18 protein-coding genes are annotated in these 20,706 nt (G+C 67.4%); 13 read left to right on the top strand and 5 right to left on the bottom strand.

The features are described 5' to 3' along the window. Positions 1-225: 225 nt before the first annotated feature. From KHP16_RS13250 to KHP16_RS13230, 5 genes are all read left to right on the top strand, one after another. Positions 226-1,401, top strand: coding sequence for an ABC transporter substrate-binding protein (locus KHP16_RS13250; RefSeq protein WP_211960361.1), 1,176 nt, complete (start codon positions 226-228; stop codon positions 1,399-1,401). Further along, positions 1,401-2,222 carry an ABC transporter permease gene (locus KHP16_RS13245; RefSeq protein ID WP_179593661.1) on the top strand — a complete coding sequence of 274 codons (822 nt, stop codon included), beginning with the start codon at positions 1,401-1,403 and terminating at the stop codon, positions 2,220-2,222. The genes KHP16_RS13250 and KHP16_RS13245 overlap by 1 nt, the downstream gene beginning before the upstream one ends. A 13-nt stretch (positions 2,223-2,235) precedes the next feature. Beyond that, the gene (locus tag KHP16_RS13240) at positions 2,236-3,051 is read left to right on the top strand and encodes an ABC transporter permease (protein WP_211960360.1); all 816 of its coding nucleotides are present in this window, start codon (positions 2,236-2,238) and stop codon (positions 3,049-3,051) included. A 28-nt stretch (positions 3,052-3,079) separates the two neighbouring features. Next, positions 3,080-3,919 carry an ABC transporter ATP-binding protein gene (locus tag KHP16_RS13235; RefSeq protein ID WP_211960359.1) on the top strand — a complete coding sequence of 280 codons (840 nt, stop codon included), beginning with the start codon at positions 3,080-3,082 and terminating at the stop codon, positions 3,917-3,919. A gap of 125 nt (positions 3,920-4,044) precedes the next feature. After that, on the top strand, positions 4,045-4,872 hold the full coding sequence (locus KHP16_RS13230) for a MetQ/NlpA family ABC transporter substrate-binding protein (protein ID WP_115952962.1): 828 nt from the start codon (positions 4,045-4,047) through the stop codon (positions 4,870-4,872). 22 nt (positions 4,873-4,894) lie between these two features. Here the strand turns inward: KHP16_RS13230 and KHP16_RS13225 are convergent, their stop codons facing one another. The 5 genes from KHP16_RS13225 to KHP16_RS13205 form a co-directional block, all read right to left on the bottom strand. Beyond that, complete coding sequence (locus tag KHP16_RS13225; protein ID WP_211960358.1) at positions 4,895-5,719, bottom strand: phosphate/phosphite/phosphonate ABC transporter substrate-binding protein; 825 nt, start codon at positions 5,717-5,719, stop codon at positions 4,895-4,897. 42 nt (positions 5,720-5,761) lie between these two features. After that, positions 5,762-6,739 carry a fatty acid desaturase gene (locus KHP16_RS13220; RefSeq protein WP_211960357.1) on the bottom strand — a complete coding sequence of 326 codons (978 nt, stop codon included), beginning with the start codon at positions 6,737-6,739 and terminating at the stop codon, positions 5,762-5,764. Positions 6,740-6,915: 176 nt separating this feature from the next. Beyond that, positions 6,916-8,409 carry an FAD/NAD(P)-binding protein gene (locus tag KHP16_RS13215; RefSeq protein WP_211960356.1) on the bottom strand — a complete coding sequence of 498 codons (1,494 nt, stop codon included), beginning with the start codon at positions 8,407-8,409 and terminating at the stop codon, positions 6,916-6,918. Next, positions 8,406-9,788 carry an LLM class flavin-dependent oxidoreductase gene (locus KHP16_RS13210; protein WP_211960355.1) on the bottom strand — a complete coding sequence of 461 codons (1,383 nt, stop codon included), beginning with the start codon at positions 9,786-9,788 and terminating at the stop codon, positions 8,406-8,408. Before KHP16_RS13210 ends, KHP16_RS13215 begins: the two co-directional genes overlap by 4 nt. A gap of 46 nt (positions 9,789-9,834) precedes the next feature. Further along, complete coding sequence (locus tag KHP16_RS13205; protein WP_211960354.1) at positions 9,835-11,202, bottom strand: LLM class flavin-dependent oxidoreductase; 1,368 nt, start codon at positions 11,200-11,202, stop codon at positions 9,835-9,837. Between the two features lie 157 nt (positions 11,203-11,359). On the opposite strand from KHP16_RS13205, the gene KHP16_RS13200 reads away from it, so the two are divergent. Genes KHP16_RS13200 through KHP16_RS13165 form a run of 8 tightly spaced genes read left to right on the top strand, consistent with a single transcriptional unit; the run spans position 11,360 to position 20,705 of the window. After that, on the top strand, positions 11,360-12,565 hold the full coding sequence (locus KHP16_RS13200; protein ID WP_211960353.1) for an acyl-CoA dehydrogenase family protein: 1,206 nt from the start codon (positions 11,360-11,362) through the stop codon (positions 12,563-12,565). A 2-nt stretch (positions 12,566-12,567) separates the two neighbouring features. Beyond that, on the top strand, positions 12,568-14,157 hold the full coding sequence (locus KHP16_RS13195) for an FAD-dependent oxidoreductase (RefSeq protein WP_244835784.1): 1,590 nt from the start codon (positions 12,568-12,570) through the stop codon (positions 14,155-14,157). A gap of 47 nt (positions 14,158-14,204) precedes the next feature. Then, the gene (locus KHP16_RS13190) at positions 14,205-15,758 is read left to right on the top strand and encodes an ABC transporter substrate-binding protein (RefSeq protein WP_211960351.1); all 1,554 of its coding nucleotides are present in this window, start codon (positions 14,205-14,207) and stop codon (positions 15,756-15,758) included. A gap of 22 nt (positions 15,759-15,780) precedes the next feature. After that, positions 15,781-16,698: an ABC transporter permease gene (locus tag KHP16_RS13185; RefSeq protein WP_211960350.1), complete on the top strand. Its 918-nt coding sequence runs from the start codon at positions 15,781-15,783 to the stop codon at positions 16,696-16,698. 20 nt (positions 16,699-16,718) lie between these two features. Next, entirely contained in the window at positions 16,719-17,615 is an 897-nt protein-coding gene (locus tag KHP16_RS13180) for an ABC transporter permease (RefSeq protein WP_211960349.1), read from the top strand. A 14-nt stretch (positions 17,616-17,629) separates the two neighbouring features. Next, positions 17,630-18,703, top strand: coding sequence for an ABC transporter ATP-binding protein (locus tag KHP16_RS13175; protein WP_211960348.1), 1,074 nt, complete (start codon positions 17,630-17,632; stop codon positions 18,701-18,703). Then, positions 18,700-19,707: an ABC transporter ATP-binding protein gene (locus KHP16_RS13170; RefSeq protein ID WP_211960347.1), complete on the top strand. Its 1,008-nt coding sequence runs from the start codon at positions 18,700-18,702 to the stop codon at positions 19,705-19,707. Before KHP16_RS13175 ends, KHP16_RS13170 begins: the two co-directional genes overlap by 4 nt. Continuing rightward, positions 19,704-20,705, top strand: coding sequence for a TauD/TfdA dioxygenase family protein (locus KHP16_RS13165; protein ID WP_121491393.1), 1,002 nt, complete (start codon positions 19,704-19,706; stop codon positions 20,703-20,705). Before KHP16_RS13170 ends, KHP16_RS13165 begins: the two co-directional genes overlap by 4 nt. Position 20,706 lies beyond the last annotated feature (1 nt).

The following is a 20,706-nucleotide window of genomic DNA, read 5'->3' as shown; positions in this document are numbered from 1 at the left end:
CGCTTGGCATCGCGTTGGAAGCGGCTCACTGGACAGTGTAGAAAACGCGCCGCCCGGGTTTTGTAGGACAGTCGCGCAACGTGCTGTCAGAACAGGCCGTTGATCGCGCAAAACCCGCATGCCCATATGCGGTGCGGTCCCATATCGTTCCGCAAATTCCTTCGTTCGCCGGACGCGGCACCGCCGCGTATCGTGTGTGTCGGCCTCCAACCCACCACGCGCCCCATGTCCGATCGGAACGATTTGCCCTACGCTTCGCACCTGCCGCACGCCGACACGCAAGTCGATCCCGCCCGTCGGCGGGCACTGCGGACCATCGGCCGTCATGGACTGGGCACCGCCGCCACGCTGGCCTCGCTCTCCGCGCTGACGCCGTTCAGCGCATTCAGTGCGCCATCCGCCTCAGCGCGCCCCGAGGTCATCCGTATCGGCGTGGCGCAGCCCGCCACCGGCACACCGCCGACGTTCGCTGGCAGCTCGCTTTCCATCGCCCATGCCAAGGGCTGGGTCGAAGAGGCGTTCAAGCCCGCGGGTACCCGCATCGAGTGGTACTTCTTCAAGGGCGCGGGCCCCGCCGTCAACGAGGCGCTGACCAACCGGCAACTGGACTTCGCGCTGCAGGGAGACCTCCCGGCGATCGTCGCGCGCGCCGCGGGGCTCAGGACTCGGCTGGTGCTGGCCACCGGCGTGCGCACCAACATCTATATCGGCGTCCCCCCCGATTCGCCGCTCAAGACGGTGGCCGAACTGCGCGGCAAGCGCGTGTCGCTGTTCAAGGGCACCAATATGCATCTGCCGGCACTGCGCCTGCTGGAATCGCAGGGCCTGACCGAGAAGGACGTGCGGCTGCTGAACCTCGACACCGCGGGCTACCTCGCGGCGCTGACCACGCGCGATATCGACGCGGCGATCGGCGCCATGGACATCCTGCGCCTGCGCGACAAGGGCGCCGTGCGCGTCCTGTACACGAGCAAGGGCCAGTCGCCGATCTATACGCGTCAGAGCCACGTGCTGGTGACCGAAGATTTCCTCAACCGCTATCCGGAGGCCACGCAGCAGTTCGTGCGCACCGCCGTCGAGTCCGCGCGCTGGGCTTCCGACGAGAAGAACCGCGAAGAAGTGCTCCGCACCTGGGCGCGCGCGGGCACGCCGTACGAACACTGGAAGGAAGACTTCGACGGTGAACCGCTGCGCGTCCGCCTCAATCCAAACTTCGATTCGTTCCTGGTCGCGCGGTACAAGGACGCCGTCGAGCAGGCCTATCGGTTCCGCCTGAGCCGCGCGCGCTTCGACGTCGACCAGTGGATCGACCAGCGCTACCTGCGGACTGCGCTCGAGGACCTCAAGCTGCAGACCTACTGGCCCATCTACCAGCCGGACGGCAAGATCCTGGGGGCGTAATGGCTACCGACTCGCTTGCGCTGGAGGCGCCGCGGTCCGCGGTCGCCATCGACGGTTACCGGCGCCATCTCGTGGATGTGCTGCTGGCCTGGCCCGTGCCGCTCGCGCTGCTGGCCATCTGGTATGTCGCGGCGCGCTTCGAATGGATTCCACCGCAGGTATTGCCGACGCCCGAGGCCGTGGCGCACACGCTGGCGGACCTCCACGCGAGCGGCGAGCTCTGGGACAACCTGCGCGTCAGCGCGCTGCGCGTGGCGGGCGGGTTCGGCATCGGCCTCGTCGCCGGACTGTCGCTGGGCACGGCGATGGGCCTGTCGCCGCGCTTCCGCGACTATGTCTATCCGACGTTCAAGGCATTCAGCCAGGTGCCCGTGCTCGGATGGCTGCCACTGCTGATGCTGCTCGTCGGCATCGACGAGGCGCTCAAGATCATCCTCATCGCCAAGGCGGCACTCGTGCCCATCGCGATCAATACGTACAAGGGCATCGGCAACGTGCCGGCCGCCTACCTCGAGGTGGCGCGGGTGCTTCGGCTGTCGCGCTGGCAGACGCTGTCGCGCGTGATCTTTCCCGCCGCCGCCGCGCCTGTGTGGAACGGCATTCGCTACGGACTCACGCATGCGTGGCTCGCGCTCGTCGTCGTGGAATTGCTCGCGTCGTCGGAAGGACTTGGCTACATGATCGTGTACGGACGGCAGCTGTTCCAGCTGGATATGGTCATCGCCGCCGTCATCGTGGTCGGGGCGATCGGCTTCACGCTCGACCAGTTGCTGGCGCGCGCCGAGCGCGTCGTGCTGCGGTGGCGCAAGCCCGGATTCTGAGGGAGACACGGGGATGAGCGAGTCGACATTCGCACGCGGCGGCACTGCCAGACGCAATCTGGGCATTCCGCGCGCCCTGCGCGGCTGGGTCCTGCCGGCCGTGCTGATCGCGCTCTGGTGGGCCGCCGTCGCCTTCGGGTGGTCGAAGTCGCCGTTGCTCGTAGCACCGTCGAAGGTGTGGGACACGGCGGTCGAACAGATCGCGAGCGGCAAGCTGTTCACGGCGCTGGCCGCGAGCCTGTGGCGCGACCTCGCGGGCTTTGCCATCGGTACAACCGTGGGCCTCGTGTTCGGCACGGCGCTCGGCCTCTCCCGATTGTTCGAGAAAATGGTTGGCCCCACGTTCCACACGGTCAAGCAGATCTCGCTCTTCGCGTGGATTCCGCTGATCTCGGTCTGGTTCGGCCTTGGCGACACCGCCAAGGTCGTGTTCCTCTCGCTGGCCGCGTTCTTTCCCGTCGTGCTCAATACGTTCGAAGGCATCCGCGGCGTGCCGGCCGATCTGCTCGAGGTAGCGCGCGTGCTCCGGTTCACGCGCGGGCAGACGCTGTGGCGTGTCGTATTGCCCGCCGCATCGCCCTCGATCTTCGCGGGCATCCATCTCGCCCTGATCTATGCATGGCTGGCGACGCTGGGCGCGGAATATCTGCTCGTCTCGGGCAAGGGCATCGGCAACACGATGATCGACGGCCGCGAGAACTTCTGGATGGACCTCGTGCTGTTCGGCGTCATCGTGGTCGGCCTCGTCGGCTTCACGCTCAACTGGATCGCCGGCCATATCGAGGCCCGGCTGCTGCGCTGGCGCGGCCGCTCGGTCGCGGCGCACTGACAATTACCCTTCGCACGGAGACACGCCGATGGCTCACGCCGGCACGCTCGATATCTCGCATCTGTCCAAGCAGTACGACGTCAAGGGCGCGGCCCTGCCCGTGCTGGACGACATCACACTGTCGATCCAGCCCGGAGAGTTCGTCAGCGTCGTGGGCACCAGCGGCTGCGGCAAGTCCACGCTGCTTCGGCTGATCGTGGGGCTGGAGGAGGAGTATCGCGGCGAGATCCTGCTCGACGGCAAGCGTGTCGTCGGCACGAGCCTGCAGCGCGGCATCGTGTTTCAGGAGCATCGGTTGTTTCCCTGGCTCACGGTCGAACAGAACATCTCGCTGGCGCTGCTGAACAGCGGTCTGAGCGAGGGCGACAAGTTCCGCACGGTGCAGTCGCATATCGACCTGGTCGGACTGGGCGGCTTCGAACACGCGTACCCGTACCAGCTCTCCGGCGGCATGTCGCAGCGCGTCGCCATCGCGCGGGCGCTCGTCACGCGTCCGGACATCCTGCTGCTGGACGAGCCGTTCGGCGCGCTGGACGCGCTGACGCGCGCCTACCTCCAGCAGGAACTGCACCGTATCTGGCAGGCCGAGGGCATCACGATGATCCTCGTCACCCATGACGTCGAGGAAGCGGTCTACCTCGGCGAACGTGTGGTGGTGATGGAACCGCGTCCCGGGCGCATCCGGCGCATCGTGCCGGTCGACCTGACGCATCCCCGCGAGCGCTCCGCGCCCGCGTTCTCCCGCATCCGTGATGCTGTACTGCGCGAGTTCGGCGACAAGCCCTCGGAAGCGGCGGCGCCACCGCTGCTGCCGGAGATCCCCGTCACGAACGAACACGTGCCGCTTGCGTTCCAGTTCGCCATCTGATCGGCAAGACGCTGCGGGAGCACCTCGGGCTCGCGCGTCCGCCTTTCCTGTCGCGCGACCGCGCGGCACAACGTTCCAGATCCGCATAGCGGACATATACCAACCAGAGACTCAGGGGAGTGAACATGAAAGCAGGAACGAGCCTTCGCCGGCGCACGCTGGCCATGCTGGCGGCATTGATCGCGGGCAGCGTGGTCCATGCCGCAGGCGCCGCCGACGCGGACAAGAAGGAGATTCGCTTCGGCGCGACGGCCGGTCCGTACGCGGACCAGGTCCGTTACGGGATCAAGCCGATCCTCGAGCAACGCGGCTACAAGGTGACGATCGTCGAGTTCAGCGACTACGTGCAGCCTAACCTCGCGCTGGCCGATGGCGCGATCGACGCCAACGCGTTCCAGCACGAGGTCTACCTCAGGAAGTTCTCTTCGGACCGCAAGCTTCAGCTCTCGGAGGTCGTGAAGGTGCCGACCGCCCCGATCGGCATCTACAGCCGCAAGCACAAGTCGCTGCAGGACGTGAAGGCCGGCGCGACGGTGTCGCTGCCGAACGATCCGACCAATCTCGCCCGCGCGATCGCGATCCTGCAGCAGATCGGCTGGGTCACGCTCAAGCCGGGCACGGACGCCGTACGCGCGTCGGAGCGCGACATCGAGGGCAATCCGCACAAGCTCAAGCTCGTTCAGCTAGAGGCGGCACAGCTGCCGCGCTCGCTCGACGATGTCGACTATGCCTTCGTCAATGGCAATTTCGCACTGGCGTCGGGGCTGTCGCTGACGTCGGCGCTGAAGCTCGAGGCGATTCCCGACTACTACATGAACCTCGTCGCCGTGCGCACGACGGATCTCAACCGGCCGTTTGTGACCGACATTCGCGAGGCCTACCAGTCGGCCGCGTTCAAGTCCGTGACCCAGCAGCGATTCGCGGGCTTCAATCCTCCCGCATACCAACGCTGACCTCGACGACTGAACGTCGCGCCTAGGCCAGCTGCGCATAGCCGCGCAGCTGCGCCTCGCGCTCCATCGAGGCGATGGGTAGGTAGTCGGCCACGGTCGACCGCACCACATCGCCGAGGTGGAGCCGCGCGCTGAGATCGGCGCGCTCGTGCAGCACGCTCCGCAGTGCCGCGCGCACGCGGCGCACCAGCGCCACGCTCGCGCGCTTGGACGCGATGAACGGCAGGCCCGGCACCGGGCGCGTGAATCCGATCTGCCGCACGCCGGCGACGAGCTCCGGATGATGTTCGGCCGCGAAGGCCAGCGTCACGCAGTCGATCGCCGCCACGTCCGCCTCGTCGTTGCCCAGCGCGGCCAGCGACGCGAGATGAGACCCCGTCAGGACGATTTCGCTGAAGAAGCGGCCCCCATGCGTATCCGCATTGACGAGCGGCGCCACCGCGTGGCGGAGCGCGTTCATGCCGCTGTGCGAGTCGGGGCCATTGCATGCCGCGCGCGCGCCGCGGCAATCCGCAAGCGACCTCGGTCCGCCCGCACGTACCACCAGCGCGCTGCGATAGCGCTGCCGGTGACAGCCAGGCACGTCGAACCGCGGCGTGCCGATGAGCCGTACATGCGGCGCCAGGCCGCGCACCAATGGCAGCCCGCAGGTCTGCGACAGCAGCAGATCGTCGCGATGCCAGAACGCCTGCAAGGCATCGTGGCCCTCGCCCGGGTCGACGGCCCGCAGCGCGATTGCCCCGCCGCCCGCCGCACCGTTCGCAGTGCCATCGCGTGCCAGGGCTTCACCGACGCGCTCGATCAGTTCGAGCCAGTCCGCGCGCAGCGACGCGGAAACGTTGTACATGGGCAGCGCTGCGACCCAGCGCTCGAGTATGGGCATGATCGGTCAGTGGAGGGGACGGTGGGCCGAAGCGTCCGAAGGCCCCTGGAACATGGGATGCGCCACGGGCGCCACCGCGCGCCACGCATACCGCCGCAGCCATTCGCGATAGCCCCGCACGAAGAAACCATCGTTGCGCGCGAGATAGTCGCTCGCGCGACGCCGATAGACCCAGCCGAGCGCGAACCACGGCACGGAGGGAAGATCGTGATGCACGAGGTGATAGTTGTTGTTGAGGAACAGCAGCCGCCAGCCGAGGCCCGCATCGTTGATGATGCTGCGGCCCGGATGCGAATCGCTGGGACGATGCTCCTGAAACGAGCGGATCGCCGCCAGCGACATGGCCGGATACGCGACACCGCAGAGCAGCAGCCACGCCGGGATGCCGCAGGACTGCTGGAGCCATGCGAGCAGCGCCGCCAGCGCGGACAGATGCGCGAGCCAGACCGGCACATCGCGCCAGTCCCCCGCCCTCACCTTGCCCACGGCCTCCGCGGCGATCGCGTAGATCGAGAACGCCGGCTGCAGCAGCACGCGGCCGAGCAGCGTATTGCGCGTGGCATACAGCCAGCGGCGCAGCGGGCCGGCTTGCTGCCATTCCGCCGGAAACAGGAAATAGCTCTCGGGGTCCGCATGCGGATGCGTGAGTTCGGCGTCGTGATGCTGCAGATGCGCGCGGCGATACAGGCTGTACGGCAGCCAGACGCCAAGCGGCGCCGCGCCAAGCAGCGCGTTGAGCCACGGCAGGCGCGTCGGATGTCCGTGCAGCAGCTCGTGCTGCAGCGAGAGGTACCACGTCGTAGCGAGCGTAAGCAGCACGCATGTCAGCGGCAAACCGAGCCGTTGCGCATTGGCCGCGATCCCGAACCACGATCCATACACGGCCGCCACGCGCATCCATGTTGGCATCTCCGTGCGCCATAGCCAGTGCCGGGCGGCACGCGTCAACTCTTCGCGTTGTCGGTCGTCGAGGTAGATGGCCATGGATACCGTGCAGTCATGCGCTGTGAAACAGACTGCAGGATACGACCGGTGCCATATGCGCTGGAACGAACCATTGCCGATATCCATATGCGTTCGACGGCGCAACCCGCACATGCCGCGACGGATCGCATGACGTTACGCGATCCGCGCGCGCATGTGCCGCGCGCCCCTCACGCTCAGGCCGCCGCGCGCTCCGCGCCGGTCGCCTGCGATGCGGACGCCAGCTGCGCGATCAACGCGCGCGCGACCTTGCCCACATGCGGGATATGTTCGGTCACCGCGTTCGATTCCCAGAACACGCCGCGCAGCGGATGTCCGACCGCATGGAGCCCTTCCTGCGGATGCCCGTTCGCGTCCAGCAGCGCGCAGGTGTCGCGCGACGCCTGCAAGCCGAAGCCCAGCGGGTCGGGCTGGACAAGCCCGCGCGCCAGGACGTCGCGGCTGAGCGGATCGTCGCTGCGGCGCCAGTCGTATTCGAACCCAAGGCAATTGATCACGCGATCCGCCTCGAGCGTATGCACCGCCGTGCCCCCGCGCTCCCGCCAGCGGACCGCGAGGCGCCCGTCTGGCAATGCCTCCACGGCAAACAGCTGGCCCGCCTCGTGCCGATAGCGGCCATCGGCCTTGACGCGCGTCTGCCATGCCAGCGCGACCGGCGCGGAGCGATGCAGCGACACGTCCCATACCGAACGCGACGTGCGCACGAAGCGCCGGCGTTCCGCAACCGAAGCCCGCGCCCACAGGGTGTCGACGTGCAGCCGCAAGGTCGGCACGATGCGCTGCCAGTCCTGCCCCTCCGCGCGCAGGCGGCGCAGCTGCGGATGAACCTGGCGCAGCAACGCCCGCAGCGTCAGGCCCTGCTCGGGAATCTCGAGGAAATCGGGCCAGGGTTCCAGCGCGCGCCGCTCGTTGACGGCAAGCCCCCGCCGCGAAATGGCCACATGCTCGCCGCGGAACCCCGCATGTTCGGCAGAAATCAGCCCATCCAGCGCGCTCAGGCCCGCTCCGAGATAGACGATACGCTGGCCACCCTCGATGCCGTCGAACGCGCCGGGCGCCCATTGGTCATGCACGTAGGCGGGGGAGCGCAGCGCCGCGTCATCGATGGCGAACGGCAGGTCAGCCGCGCGCCGCGGCATCAGCCCGGTGGCGAGCACCACCTTGTCGGCGTGCCGCCGGCGCCCGTCGCCAAGCGTGACGACATACGACTTGCCGACGCGCTGCAGCCCCGTCGCGCGCGCACGCAGGTGCTCCAGCGCAAAGCCCTCGCGGAGCGCGCCGGTATGCAAGGCCCATGTCTCTTGCAGGTACGCGCCATAGAGCTGCCGCGGCGGCAGGCTGTCGCCGAGCGCGATGCCTTCCGGCGGCGCCCAGACGCCCGCGCTGACCTGCCGCGCAAGCCAGTCCGTGAAGTGCCCGGGCTCGTCGTCGAACAGGCTGATCATCTTGCTGATGCCATTGATCAGATGATGCGGCAGCGTCGTGGCATAGGCGACACCGAGGCCCGGCGTCTCCGCGGGGTCGATCAGGTCGATATGCACGGGCACCGGCGATTGTCGCAGCAGGCGCAGCGCCACCGCCACGCCCGCAAAGCCGCCGCCGACGATGGCGATGCGCGGCGCCGGCGCCGATGCCAACCCCGACGTCGTCTGGATGGAATGCGTGCTCATACCGTCTCCGCCTCTCGAGTCCGATGGCTCGCCGCCACGTGCTCGTCGCCGAGCAACGCGCGACCGGCGCCGTAGAGCTTTTCCCGCAGCGTGCCGGGCCGATACGCCGTCTTGTAGACGCCGCGCCGCTGCAACTCCGGCACCACGAGGTCTACGAAGTCGCGGTGCGAGTCCGGCATGATCGTGTAGCTGAGGTTGAAGCCGTCGACACCGGTGTCTTCGATCCAGGCCTGCATCGCATCCGCGACCTGCTCGGGCGACCCGACCAGGACGGGCCCCTTTCCGCCGATCGCGTTATGCCGCGCGAGCTCGCCGATGGTCCAGACGCGGTCCGGATCGGCGATGGTGAAGCCCTCGATCGTCGATTGCATCGCCTCGCTGCGCTCGTAGGTAAACGGCGCATCGATGTCCTTGCCCGCCAGGTCTACACCCGTCCAGCGCGAGAACAGCGCCAGCGCGCCTTCGAGGCTGACATGCTGCTCGATGTCGGCGAGCTTCGCGCGCGCCTCCTCCTCGGTGCGGCCGACGATCACGGTCAGCAGCATGAAGAACAGCACGGAGGCCGGGTCGCGGCCCTGCTCGGCCACGCGGCGGCGCGTATCGTCCACCGTATCGCGGATGACCTTGCGGCTCGGCGCGCTGATGAACACGCATTCCGCGTGCTTCGCGGCGAAGTCCTTGCCGCGCGCGGATGCGCCGGCCTGATACAGCAGCGGCGTGCGCTGCGGCGAAGGCTCGCTGTAATGGACACCTTCCATCTGGAAATACTTGCCGTCGTGGTGAATTTCGTGAACCTTGCCGGGATCGGCAAACACCTGCCCGGCCCTGTCGCGCACGGCGGCGCCGTCTTCCCAGCTGCCCTCCCACAGCTTGTACAGCAACTCCATGTACTCGTCGGCCACGTCGTAGCGTTCGTCATGCCCCCGCGCGTCACCAAGGCCCACCGCCTTCGTGCCCGTGCTGCCGAAGCTCGTGACGATATTCCACCCCACGCGGCCGCCGGTCAGATGGTCGAGCGTCGACATGCGGCGCGCGAACTGGTAAGGCGGCTCGTACGTGGTGCTGCTTGTGACCGCGAAGCCGAGGTGCGTCGTGACCTGCGCCATGGCCGAGACCAGCAGGAGCGGATCGAGGCGCGGAAACTGCAGCGCGCCACGGATCGCCGGTGCGTGGGAGTTGCCATATACGCTGTACGTGCTGATGCCATCGGCCCAGAACAGCGCGTCGTAGAGTCCCCGCTCGGCGATCTGCGCGAGTTCGGTCCAGTAGGCGAGCGTGTGGTACTGCAGCGATTTGTCGCGGGGATGCTTCCACAGCCCCGGTGACAGATGGCTCGGCGCGAACGTGACGAACGCGTTGATGCGGATTTCTTTTGGCACGATGATCGGGATGGGATAGACGATAGGGAGGGTGGCTCGGGGCAGATCAAGCCGGCTGCAGCGCCGGCTGCGGAACGACCGCCGCGGGATGCGCGGGCCGCTTGAGCCCAAGATGCTCCCGCAAGGTCGTCCCCGTGTACTCGGTGCGATACAACCCCCGCCGCCGCAGTTCGGGAATCACGTGCGCGATAACGTCGTGCAATCCGCCCGGCAGATACGGCGCCATGATGTTGTAGCCATCGGCGCCGTAATGCCGGAAACGTTCCTCGAGTTCATCGGCAATCTGCACCGCCGTGCCCACGAGCTGCCAGTGGCCCCGCGCGCCCGCCACACGCTGATAGAGCTGCCGGATGGTCAGGTTCTCGCGCCGCGCGAGATCGATCACGAGCTGCTGGCGGCTCTTGGTGCCGTTGGTCTCCGGCAAGTCGGGGATAGGACCGTCGAGCGGATACTTCGACAGATCCACACCGCCGGCGATCGTCGACAACAGCGACAGGCCCACCACGGGATCGATCAGCTCCTGTAGCTGCTCGAACTTCTCGCGCGCCTCGGCCTCGCTTGCGCCAACGACCGGGAACACACCGGGCATCACGCGCAGGTCGTCGTGCGTGCGGCCATAGCGTGCCAGCCGTCCCTTGAGATCGGCGTAGAACGCCACCGCTTCCTCGAGGGTCTGCTGCGCGGTGAACACGACCTCGCCGCTGCGCGCCGCCAGTTCCTTGCCCGCCTCCGAAGAACCGGCCTGCACGACGACAGGATGTCCCTGCGGGGTGCGGGACACGCTCAACGGCCCCTGCACCTTGAAGAACTCGCCGCGATGATGGAGCACATGGCGCTTGTCGGCGTCGTAGTAGAGGCCGCGCTCCTTGTCGCGCAGAAAGGCATCGTCCTCCCAGCTGTTCCACAGGCCGGTGACCACGTCGACGAACTCGCGCGCCCGCGCGTAGCGGTCCGCATGCGCATAGTGCTTGTCGAGGTTGAAGTTGCGCGCCTCGTGCTCGTTGCCGGTCGTCACCACGTTCCACCCCGCGCGGCCGCCAGACAGATGGTCGAGCGAGGCGAATTTTCGCGCCACGTGATAGGGCTCGTTGAAAGACGTCGACGCCGTCGCGACGAGGCCGATGCGCTCCGTCACCGCCGACAGCGCGGACAACAGTGTCAACGGTTCGAACTGCGCCTGATAACTATGGGCGACACGGCTGAGGACTTCAACATTGTCGCCACGCGTGCCGACGCCGTCGGCCAGGAAGATCAGGTCGAACTTCGCGGCCTCCGCGGCGCGCGCGAGGTCCGCGTAGAACCGGAAGTCGATCCCGCCGTCGGCCTGCGCCTCCGGATGGCGCCACGCGGCGATGTGATGCCCGGAGGGATACAGGAACGCGCCAAGGCTGAGATGCCCGCTTCGTTGAGTCATGGCTGGAGGAAGGAGGTGCAGAGGAAGCCTTGTAGCGTAATCAATTCCCGCGACGAACCTAAACGCGAATTCCGCATGTCGATACCGGTTCGCGACCGCCATCCATATACGAAATGAATCTTTGTTCCGTAACGGGCGCGTTCGCAAAATGCGGGCGATGAACGTTGCCCCCGAGACTCTCCCCGCCGATCCCCGCGATACCGTCGATCCCCGCGATTCCCGCCCCGATCTCGCCGCGCTGCGCCACCTCGTGGAGACGCGGTTCGCCGCGCGTGAAGCGGTGTCGCACGAGCACGCCGCCCTGCCGCTCGACAATCTGCGCGAACTGCACGACGGTGGATGGCTCCGCCTCACATTGCCCGCATCGCTCGGCGGCGTCGAAAGCCGGCTGGGCACGGACGATCCCGGCACCTATCTGCACGCGATTCGCACGATCGCGCGCGTGTCGCCGGGCACGGCGCATTGCCTGCAGGTGCACAACCACGCGCTATGGACGGTATGGGAGACCGGCACGCCCGCCCAGCACGCGCGGTTCCTCGCGCCGCAGCGCGGCGCACTGTCGTTGTTCGCCTTTCTCGGCAGCGAGCCGGGCCTCGCCCCCGGGTCGCCGCGCTACCAGACCACCGCCGTTGCCGATGCCGACGGTTTTCGCGTCAACGGCGTGAAGCAGTACGCGACGAACGGCATCGCGCATGGCTATGGGCTCGTCTTTGCATCGATCGAAGGGCCCGACGGTCTGATCCACAATCAGCAGATGGTGCTGGTCGAACCATCGATGGCGGGTGTCACGCAGGTCGGGGGCTGGTATCGGCCGACGGGCATGCGCGTCGCGGAGAGTCCGCAGGTGCGGCTCGACGATGTGCGCGTGCCTGCGTCGCATGTACTGGGCCGCCCAGGCGACTACGTGCGTGGCCGCTGGCAGGGGCGGTTCCACCTCGGCTTTGCGGCAAACTACCTCGGCATGGGCGAAGGCATCGCCGGCTGGGCGACACGCTGGCTCCGGGAATTCCCGGAGCGCGTGGCCGACCCGTTCGTCCAGGCGCACGTCGGCGAGGTACAGGTCGCGCTACAAGCCGCGGCTGCCTCGCTCGACCATGCAATCGCGACATGGCGCGATGGAGACGTGCAGCGCGCCGAGCTGACGTCGATGGCCGCCAAGTCCACGTGCGCGCAAGCCGCGATGCTGGCCGCGGAGACCATGGGCCGCCTGACCGGGTCCACCGCGCTGTTCGACGATCATCCGCTGGGCCGGCTGATCCGCGACCTGCATACGCACGTGCTCCACGTGGGTCACGATCGCACGCATCAGACCATCGGTGCCGCCGCGCTGGGGCAGGCGTTCGACTCCACCCGGCAGCGATGACCATGCGGACGCTGACCTGCGACGTGCTCGTCATCGGATACGGCGCCGCGGGCGCCGCGGCCGCGATCGAGGCGGCCGACGCTGGCGCACGCGTCCTGCTCGTCGAGAAAATGCCCTGGCCCGGCGGGCTGTCCGTGGTGTCGGCCGGCGGCGCGCGCATGGCATTCGATGCGGATGCGGCCCTCGCCTACCTCCGCGAAACCTGCGGCGGCCGCACGCCCGACGACGTCCTGCAAGTGCTGGCGCAGGGCATGCATGACTTTCCGGCATGGCTGCGCGCGCTGGCCGATGACATCGGCGCGACGCTCGTCGTGCGCAAGGCCTCCGGAAACTATCCATTCCTCGGCTTTGACGCGCTTGGCTATGCCGAGGTGCAGGCGCTGCCCGGCGCTCTCGGGTTCCACGATGCCATTCCGGAGCACGTAACGGCGGTCTCGCCGGCTGGCGCGCGATTCTTCGGACTGCTGCAGGCGCATGTCGAGCGCCGTCCGATCGCCGTCCGCACCGGGACACGGGCCACGCGGCTGCTGCGCGACGGTGAAGGCCCCGTGCGGGGCGCCATGCTCGAGGATGCCAGCGGTGCCCTGACGGTACGCGCCGAGCGCGGCGTCATCCTCGCATGCGGCGGTTTCGAGGCCGACCTGCGCATGCAGCAGGCCTGGTTCGAACCGGCCCAGGTCCTCAACGGCAGCTTCCTCGGCAACACGGGCGACGGCATCCGCATGGCCCAGGCCCTCGGCGCCGACCTCTGGCACATGTGGCACTTTCACGGTCCCTACGGATTCCGCCATCCGGACCCGGCATTCCCATTCGGCCTCTATACGAAGAGCGTGCCGATGTGGACGCCCGGACATGCCCCCGACGATCTCCCGGTCATGCCGTGGATCCTCGTCGATCAACTTGGCAGGCGGTTCGCCAACGAGTACGAGCCCTATCCCGGCGACACCGGCGTGCGCCACTTCTCGCATCTCGACGGCAATCATGGCCGCAATACGCGCCTGCCGGCGTGGATGGTGCTCGATGAAGAGGGCTTTCGCCTGTACAGGCTTGGCCGGTTCATTGCCCATGTCACGCCTGACGCCCCCGACGCCGCGCGGACGTTCGCGTGGAGCGATGACAACGCGCGGGAAGTCACCCTTGGCATCTTCCGCAAGGCGTCGTCGCTGACGTCGCTGGCGGCGCTGAGCGATATCCCCGAACCCACGCTTGCCGCCACGCTGCAGGCGTGGAACGACGCGTGCGCGGCGGGGCGTGACGAGGCGTTTTGCCGACCGCCATCGACGATGCGCCCCATCGCGCGCGCGCCGTTCTATCTGGCGCAGGTCTGGCCGCTTGTCATCAATACGCAGGGCGGTCCCGTCCACGACGCGAATCAGCGTGTGATCGATGTGGAGGGGAACGCTATCGACGGACTCTACGCGGCCGGCGAGCTCGGCAGCGCGTTCGGTCATCTCTATATGGCCGGTGGCAACCTCGCCGAATGCCTTGTTGGAGGCCGCCGCGCCGCGCGCCATGCGGCCTCGCGCCATGCCGCGCACGGTCCTTCGGTCCGGGTGTTCCACCCCGTATCCGACCCTGTCGTCCCCCTTTGATCAGCCCAGGCGCGAACGCGCGCCGCAATGCAAACGAGTCTTTCACCATGACGTTGGCCCTGCCCTCCCCGCATCGCTCCTTTGCCCTCACCGCCATCGCCGCCGCGCTGCTCGCCGTGGCGGGTCCCGCCAGCGCCATCGACGGCAAGCCCGCCGTCGACAAGCAGACCGTCGTCGTCGCGATCACCGCGCTGCCGGCCAACCTCGACCCGCTGATCCCGCCGAGCGTCGAATCGGCCAAGTACGCTTGGAACGCCTTCGATGCGCTCTACGGGTTCGACCGCCAGGGCAACCTCGAACCGCGGCTCGCCACGGGATACGACATCGGCGGCGATGGCCTCGTCTGGACCTTCAAGCTGCGCAAGGGCGTCAAGTTCCAGAACGGCGACCCGTTCACCGCGGACGACGTCAAGTTTTCGATGGACCGCGTGCTGCAGCCGGAATCCAAGAGCACGCGCCGCCCGTTCTTCGCGCCGATCATCGAATCGACCACGGTCAAGGACCCGCAGACGGTGGTGTTCCGCCTGAAGAAGAAGGACGGCGCATTCCTGAACAAGCTGGCCGGTTATCTCTATATCGTGCCGCACAAGTACGTGCAGTCGCTGCCCAACGCCGACGCGTTCGCGCAGGCGCCGATCGGTACCGGCCCGTGGAAGATCGTCCGCAATCAGGTAGGCCGGGAGCTCGCTTTCGAGCGCTTCGACGGTTTCTGGGGGACCAGGCCAGCGGTCTCGCGCCTCGTCTACAAGGTCGTGCCCGAGGCGAGCAGCCGCGCCAGCGCCCTGCTCGCGGGGGAAGTCGACCTGGCCACCGAGGTGCTGCCGACCGACCTCGAGCGGCTGCAGGCCAACAAGGGCCTGTCCGCCGAAGTCGTCGACGGTGGCAGCCCGCTGCATATCCGCATCTATTCCAACGACCCCGCATCGCCGCTGGCGAAGCGTGACGTCCGGCTCGCGTTGAACTATGCGGTGGACAAAAAGGCGCTGATCAAGAGCGTGCTGCGCGATCAGGCGGCCGAACTGAACTCGCTGATTCCTTCCAGCTATCCGTATGGCAGCAATCCGTCGCTGAAGCCGTTCGCATTCGACATCGCCAGGGCGAAGCAGCTGCTGGGCGACGCGGGCTATGCGAAGGGCTTCGACACGAGCCTCACGTGCCCGAGTAACCAGCCGCGCGTCATCTGCGAGACGCTGGCCGCGTACTGGGGACAGGTGGGCGTCCGCACGCAAATCAAGGTCATCGACTCGGTGGCCTACAACCGGCTCAACAATACGCACCAGAGCGGTCCGCTCGTCGTGATGGGCTTTGGCAATGCGATCTACGATCCCATCCACGTGATCGGCGGTGCGGCCACCAAGGATGGCACATGGTCGGACTACTTCAACCCCGAGGTCGAGAAACTCGTGGCGCAGGTCGATGGCGAGCCCGAGAAATCGAAGCGCGATGCGCTGTTCCGGCAGATCCTGCAGGTCACGCGCGACGACGGCCAGGCGGTACTGCTGGCCGAGCCCAAGGTCATCTACGTCAAGGATCCGCAGCTCGACTGGAAGCCGCAGGTGGCCGGCTGGAGTCTGAACTTCCGCGAAGCGGCGTGGAAGTAAACGGATAGCGGCTGGCTCATCCATGCTCAACTACCTTCTCCGGCGGCTCGCGCAATCGGCGCTGACGGTCCTGCTCGTCATCGCGCTGATCTTCACGATCGTGCGCGCGATCGGCGATCCCACGCACCTGATGCTGCCACCGGAGGCGACGGAAGCGGACCGCGTCGTCCTGCGCCAGCAGATGGGGCTCGACCGGCCGCTGCCCGTGCAGTTCGCCAGTTTCCTCGGCGACCTCGCGCATGGGGACTTCGGCACATCGTACCGGTTCTCGCGTCCCGCGCTGGGCGTCGTCGCGGAGGCGCTGCTGCCCACGCTGATCCTCGCGGTAGCCGCGCTCGGCGTCGCCATGCTCATCGGCCTGCCGCTCGGCATCGCCTCCGCGCTGTGGCCGCATGGCGTCGTCGATCAGTTCGCCAAGGTCTTCGGCGTGCTCGGACAGGCCGCGCCGCCGTTCTTCTTCAGCCTCATCTTCGTCAAGCTGTTCTCGCTCGAGTTCCGCTGGTTTCCGACGGGCGGCTATGGGTCCGTATCGCATCTGGTGCTGCCGATGTGCGCGCTCGGGTGGTACGCGGCGGCCGGCGTCGCCCGGCTCACGCTGTCGAGCATGACCACGGTGCTGCATTCGGAGTACATCCGGTTCGCGCGCATCAAGGGTGTGCCGGAATCCGTGATCGTGTTCCGGCATGCATTGCGCAACGCGATCCTGCCGGTCATCACGTTTGTCTCGCTGCAGTTCGGCGTGCTGCTGGGCGGCGCGGTATCGGTCGAGGTGGTGTTCGCGTGGCCCGGTGTCGGCCAGTTGATCCTCGACTCCATCAACAACCTCGACTACACGATCGTGCAGGCTGCCGTGACCATCGCGGCCGTCGTGTTCGCACTCGTCAATCTGGCGGTGGACCTGCTGTACGCCGTGATCGATCCTCGCATCCGTTATGCGTGATGTGTTATGCCTGATGTGCTATGCCTGATGTCCTGCCACTGATACGGGAAATTCCCGCCGAACCGATCGCCGTGCCGGCCGCCCCGCCGCGTTCGCGCCGTCTTGCCGCGCGCGTGCAGAAGTGGGCCGCGATCGTTGCCGTGCTCGTCATTGGCGTCTGTGCGCTGCTGGCACCGTGGATCGTGCCGTTCGATCCCGTGGCCATTTCGCTTGCCGATACCTTCCAGCCGCCATCGGCCGCGCACTGGATCGGGACCGATCCCCTCGGCCGCGACATCCTGTCGCGCGTGATCGCTGGCGCGCGCGTGTCGCTGACAGTGGCGCTGATCGTCGTGGGCCTTGCCGGGGTCATTGGCACGACGCTCGGCGTGGTGGCCGGCTACGTCGGTGGCGCGGCGGATGCGGTGATCATGCGGCTGACCGATATGCAACTGGCCTTTCCGGCCGTGATTCTCGCGCTCGTGCTGGCGGGCGTCATCGGCGTCGATATGACCAATCTCGTGGTCGTGCTCACGCTCGCCAACTGGGCGCGCTTCGCGCGCGTCACGCGGGGCGAGGTCCTGTCGCTGAAAACGCGCGAGTTCGTGCTGCTCGCGCGGCTGGCCGGCGCGGGCACCAGTTGGATTCTGCGCCGCCATATCGTCCCCAACGTGCTGGGCACCCTGATCGTGCTCGCCACGCTCGACCTTGGCAGCGTGATCGTGCTGGAAGCCACGCTAAGCTTCCTTGGCCTCGGCGTGCAGCCGCCGCTCGCCTCGTGGGGCTCGATGATCGCCGAGGGGCGCAGCCATCTGAGCAATGCGTGGTGGATCTGCGTGCTGCCGGGCGCGGTGCTGATCGTCACGGTACTGGCCGCGAACCAGCTCGGCGACATCTTGCGGGAGACGCTCAACCCCGTCATTCCCGAAACGTGGTGAGAGGCGCGACAGCCATGGACATCCTCCTCGAAACCCGCAATCTGACCACCCAGCTCGTGACGCAGGACGGCACGGTGACCGCCGTCGATCATGTCAACCTGAAGGTCCGGCGTGGCAAGATCCTCGCGCTGGTTGGCGAGTCCGGCTCCGGCAAGAGCATGACGTGCGCTTCGCTGCTCGGCCTGCTGCCGCCGAATGGCCGGATCGTGGAAGGCGAAGTGCTGTTCGACGGCGCGGACCTCGTCCGCATGCGTCCCCGTCAACTGCGCGCGCTGCGCGGCAAACGCATCGGCATGGTGCTGCAGGACGCCATGACCGCGCTCAACCCCTTGCTCACGATCGGCGACCAGATTGCCGAAGTCTTTCGCTGGCACCATGGCATCACCGACCGTGCCACGCTCCAGCGCCTCAGCATCGAAGCGCTCGAGGCCGTTCGCATTCCCGCGGCGGCCGAACGGCTGGACAGTTATCCGTTCCAGTTCAGCGGCGGCATGCGCCAGCGTGTCTGCATTGCGATCAATCTGGCCTGCGCGCCGGATCTGCTGATCTGCGACGAGCCCACTACCGCGCTCGACGTCACCGTGCAGATGCAGATTCTCGGCCTGCTCAAGTCGCTGCAGGCATCGCGGCAGCTGACGATCGTCTTCGTCACGCACGATTTGCAGCTTGCGTCCCAGTTCTGCGACGATGTGGCGATCATGTATGCGGGACGTGTGGTGGAGCAAGGGCCCATTGCCGACGTGTTTGCACAGCCCGTGCATCCCTATACCGAGGGACTGTTACGGGCGATTCCCTCGCTGCATGACCGCGATGCGGCGCTGCGTACGATTCCCGGCACGCCACCGCTGGCGCGGGCGTGGGCCGATGGCTGCCGCTTCGCGGCGCGCTGCCCGGAAGCCGATGCGCGCTGCCATGCGCGCTATCCCAACTGGTTCGCGTGGCAGGAGGACCAACGGCGGGTGGCGTGCTGGCATACGGTGCAGCGCGTGCAACGCTGGGCTTCGCGTTTCGAGCCCAACCGCGAGACTGACCACGAGCCCAACCACGAGCCAGACCACGAGAGCGACCACGCTCGGAGGGTGGCATGACCTCGCCGTCCCCCTCTCCCTTTCTCTCCGCCCAGGCCCTGCAAAAAACCTACCGCGTCCGCAGCGGCATTTTCGGCGCCAGCCAGACGCTGCACGCCGTCAGCGGCGTCGGCTTCGACGTCCCGGCGGGCACGACCTTTGGCCTCGTCGGCGAATCCGGCTCGGGTAAAAGCACCCTCGCAAGACTCCTGCTCGCGGCCGAGCCCGCCACGGCCGGCACGCTGCACATCGACGGCGCGCCCCTGTCGCTCGGCAACGCGCGCGAACGCAAGGCCTTTCACCGCCTCGTCCAGCCGGTCCTGCAAGACCCGTACGCCGCGCTGAACCCGATGATGCGCATCGGCGAGATCGTCGCCGAGCCGATGCGCGTGCATGGCCTCTATCGCGGCAAGGCGCTCCACGCGCGCGTCGCGTCGCTGCTCAAGGCCGTGGGACTGATGCCCGAACTTGCCGAAAGATATCCGAACCAGTTGAGCGGCGGACAACGCCAGCGCGTCGCCATCGCCCGCGCACTGGGCCTTTCTCCACGCGCGCTCGTGCTGGACGAGCCCGTCTCCGCGCTGGACGTTTCCATTCAGGCGCAGATCCTGAACCTGCTCAAGGAAGTCCAGCGCGCGCAGGCGCTGACCTACGTCTTGATCTCGCATGACCTGGCCGTGGTCGCCTACATGAGCGACCAGATCGGCGTGCTCTATCTCGGCGAGTTCATGGAGGTCGGACCACGCGACGAAGTGCTCCGCCATGCGGCGCATCCATATACGCGCGCGTTGATCGCCGCGAGCGAGACGCGCGTCGACACGGCGGCCGGCGGTGGCGCGCCCGCGGAGATCCCGTCCCCGGTGGCATTGCCCGCGGGCTGCCGCTATCAGGCCCGCTGTTCGCATGCCACCGCACGCTGCCGCGCGGAGAAGCCCTTGCTTCGCGCCATCGGCACGGGGCATCGGGTCGCGTGCCATATCGATCTGCCTCCCACTATCCCAGCCCAACACGAGGTACACCCATGACACAAACTCAACTCGCCGCGGCCGACGCGCCCAGCGATGCCGACAACGCGGATATCGGCGCGGCCCACACCGGCTTGCATAACGGCCTCCATATCGCGCCGCTTTCCGCCCATATCGGGGCGGAGATCCACGGCGCGGATCTGACCCAGCCGCTGCCCGCCGCCCAGGTCGCCGCGATCCGCCGCGCGCTGCTGCGCTGGAAAGTGGTGTTCTTCCGCGACCAGGCGCTGACCCACGAGACGCAGGTTGCCTTCGCGCGCCAGTTCGGCGAGCTCACGGTCGGTCATCCGGTCTTCGGCCATGTGGAAGGACATCCCGAGGTGTACTCGATCGGCAAGCACCGCAAGGTCAACCGGTTTCAGGGGCAGACGAACGTGCGGCCGTGGACGGGCTGGCATACCGACGTCACGGCGGCCGTCAATCCGCCCGCGGCGTCGATCCTGCGCGGCGTCACGATTCCGCCCTATGGCGGCGACACGCAATGGACGAATCTCGTCGCCGCCTATCAGGCCCTGTCGGCGCCCCTGAAGGCATTCGTCGATGGGTTGCGCGGCATTCATCGCTTCACGGCGCCGGCCGGTGCCAGCGCCACGCGCGAGTTCGACTCGCTCGTCAACCGCGCGTCGCTCGTCAGCGAGCATCCGCTCGTGCGCGTGCATCCGGAAACCGGAGAGCGCGCGCTATATGTGAGCCCGTCATTTCTGAAGTCGGTCAAGGATCTGACGCCGCGCGAAAGCCAGCAGATCCTGGAGCTGCTATGGGAGCATGCGATCCGCCCCGAGTTCACGGTGCGGTTCAAGTGGGAGCCGGGCAGCGTCGCGTTCTGGGACAACCGCTCCACGGCCCATCTGGCCCCGACCGATATCTTCGACCTTGATTTCGATCGGCAGCTCTATCGCGTCACGCTGGTTGGCGATGTGCCGGTGGGTCCCGACGGACGCGCGTCGGTGGCGCTGGAGGGCGACCCCGTGCTCGCTTCGCACGGGGCGGCCAGCTGAT

The organism is Cupriavidus plantarum (assembly GCF_905397285.1).
Classification (GTDB): Bacteria; Pseudomonadota; Gammaproteobacteria; order Burkholderiales; family Burkholderiaceae; genus Cupriavidus; species Cupriavidus plantarum.
Note: the sequence above shows the minus strand (reverse complement) of the source record. Positions and strands in the feature narration are given on the sequence as shown.